This is a genomic window from Brooklawnia sp., from assembly GCF_049651565.1.
GTDB lineage: Bacteria > Actinomycetota > Actinomycetes > Propionibacteriales > Propionibacteriaceae > Brooklawnia.
Map to the genome: position 1 here is coordinate 1 of NZ_JBASCI010000148.1, position 2,091 is coordinate 2,091.

General features: G+C 68.5%; 3 protein-coding genes. All 3 read right to left on the reverse strand.

The window, feature by feature from the left end:
- Positions 1-346, reverse strand: a 346-nt coding sequence (locus WBL05_RS06980) for a VOC family protein (protein ID WP_424224721.1), incomplete at its 3' end; no start/stop codon positions are given.
- A gap of 2 nt (positions 347-348) precedes the next feature.
- Complete coding sequence (locus WBL05_RS06985; RefSeq protein WP_424224723.1) at positions 349-1,344, reverse strand: zinc-dependent alcohol dehydrogenase; 996 nt, start codon at positions 1,342-1,344, stop codon at positions 349-351.
- Positions 1,345-1,370: 26 nt separating this feature from the next.
- The coding region (locus WBL05_RS06990; protein ID WP_424224724.1) for a dihydrolipoamide acetyltransferase family protein at positions 1,371-2,091 on the reverse strand (721 nt) is incomplete at its 5' end.

Consider the following 2,091-nt stretch of genomic DNA (forward strand, 5'->3'; position numbering starts at 1 on the left):
TGTCCTTCAGATACTCGATCGCGGCGTCGATGTCGTCGACGTAGAACGCCAGGTGGTGGCCGCCGACGTCGGAGTTGGCCGGCTGCTGCTCATTGCGGCCGTCCAGTTCATACTCGAAGATCTCGAAGTTCGAGCCGTTGCCGCAGCGGTAGTGCCGGTTGCGGAAGCGGGCCCGGTCATCCACGTTGACGTGCTCGGACAGCCAGGTGCCCCCGTCGGAGGCGAACGGCCCCAGCTCGAAGAAGTACTCGCAGCCGAGCACGTCGACGAAGAACTCGTGGGCCTGCTCCAGGTCGGGCACCGTGAAGCCCACGTGGTCCATGCCGCGGATACCGGGGACAGCCATGGTCAGCTCCTTGGGTTGATCAATACCTTCATGGTCTTGCCGTCGTGGATCGCGGCCAGCGCGTCCTGCCACCGTTCGAGCGGGAAGATCTCGCCGACGCAGGGCGTCAGGTCGAGCACCTCGCGGGCCATCAGGTCGATCGCGATGTCCCACGCCTTCGGGGAGTGCGAGAACCCGGCGGTCATGGTGAGTTCGCGCAGGATCAGCACGTCCAGCGGTACGGTGACGTCCTTGCCGAAGATGCCGACCTGGATGTACTTGCCGCCGCGCTTGACCGCCCTGATCGCGTTGGCCGCGCCGGGCCCCGAGCCGGAGCACTCGATGGCCACGTCGAAGGTCGACTCGGGCGGGGTCTCCATGGTGGTGGTGACGCCCTCCGACTGCAGTGCGGCCAGTCGTTCGGCGTCCTTGGCGATGCCGGCCAGGGTGACCTGGGCACCGGACGCCTTGGCGACCTGCGCCGACAGGTATCCCATCGGCCCCGGCCCGGTGACCAGCACCTTGTTGCCGGGTTTGATGTCGCTGCGCAGCACCAGCGCGTGGATCGCGCAGGCCAGCGGCTCGGCCAGGGCCGCGACCTCGTCCGGCACGTTGTCGGGCACGGCGTGCAGGTTCAGCACCGGGACGACCAGTTGCTCGGCGAACCCGCCATCGCGGAACGAGCCGATCGACTCGCGGTGCTCGCACATGTTGCGGCGTCCCGACCGGCACATCTCGCACCGCTCGCAGCATCGGAAGAAGGTCTCGGTGACCACCCGCCGGCCGACCCATTCGGCGTCCTCGGTCGAGCCGACCGCGGTCACCCGGCCGAGCACCTCGTGCCCCATGATGACCGGCGGGTTGACCTTGTACTCGTCGTGCATGACGTGGTGGTCGGTGCCGCAGACCCCGGTGTAGATGACCTCCAGCAGGGCCTGCCGGTCACCGGGAACCGGTTCCGGTACTTCCCGGAGCTCCACGTTCTCCGCGCCGGCGGCCAGCTTGACTAACGCTTTCACCCGCGTCTCCCCTCGCTGTCCGGTTCTCACAGTGCCAGCAGCACCGGGTTCTCGATGCGGGCCTTGAGCGCCTGCATGAACTCCGCGCCCAGCGCGCCGTCGATCACCCGATGGTCGCACGACAGTGTCATCGTCATCACGGTCGCCACCCCTGGCTCGCCATCGACCACCACCGGACGCGCCTCGGCCGCGCCCACCGCCAGGATGCCGGACTGCGGCGGGTTGAGGATCGCGGAGAACTCCCGCACCCCGTACATGCCCATGTTGCTGATCGAGAACGAGCCGCCCTCGATCTCGGGCTGCTTGAGCTTGCCGTCGCGGGCCCGGGCGATCAGGTCGGCGGTGGTGGACGCCAGCGAGGCCAGGCCGAGCTTCTCGACGCCGCGTACGACCGGGGTGATCAGTCCCCCGTCGGTGGAGACCGCGACGGAGATGTCGACGGTGCTGTACTGCCTGATCGAGTCGCCGTTCCAGACCGCGTTGGCCGCCGGGACCGCCTGCAGGGTGGTGGCGATGGCCTTGATCAGCAGGTCGTTCACGCTGATCCTGACCGGGCTGGCTTGGTTGAGTTGCCTGCGGTAGTCGAGCAGCGCATCCACCCGGGCGTCCACGGTGACGTAGAAGTGCGGCACCGAGGTCTTCGACTCGGTCAGCCGGCGGGCGATCGCCCGCCGCATACCGGTCAGCGGGATGTCCTGGTAGGCGCCGCCCGCCTCGGGGGCCGGTTCGGACGCCACTGCCTCGGCC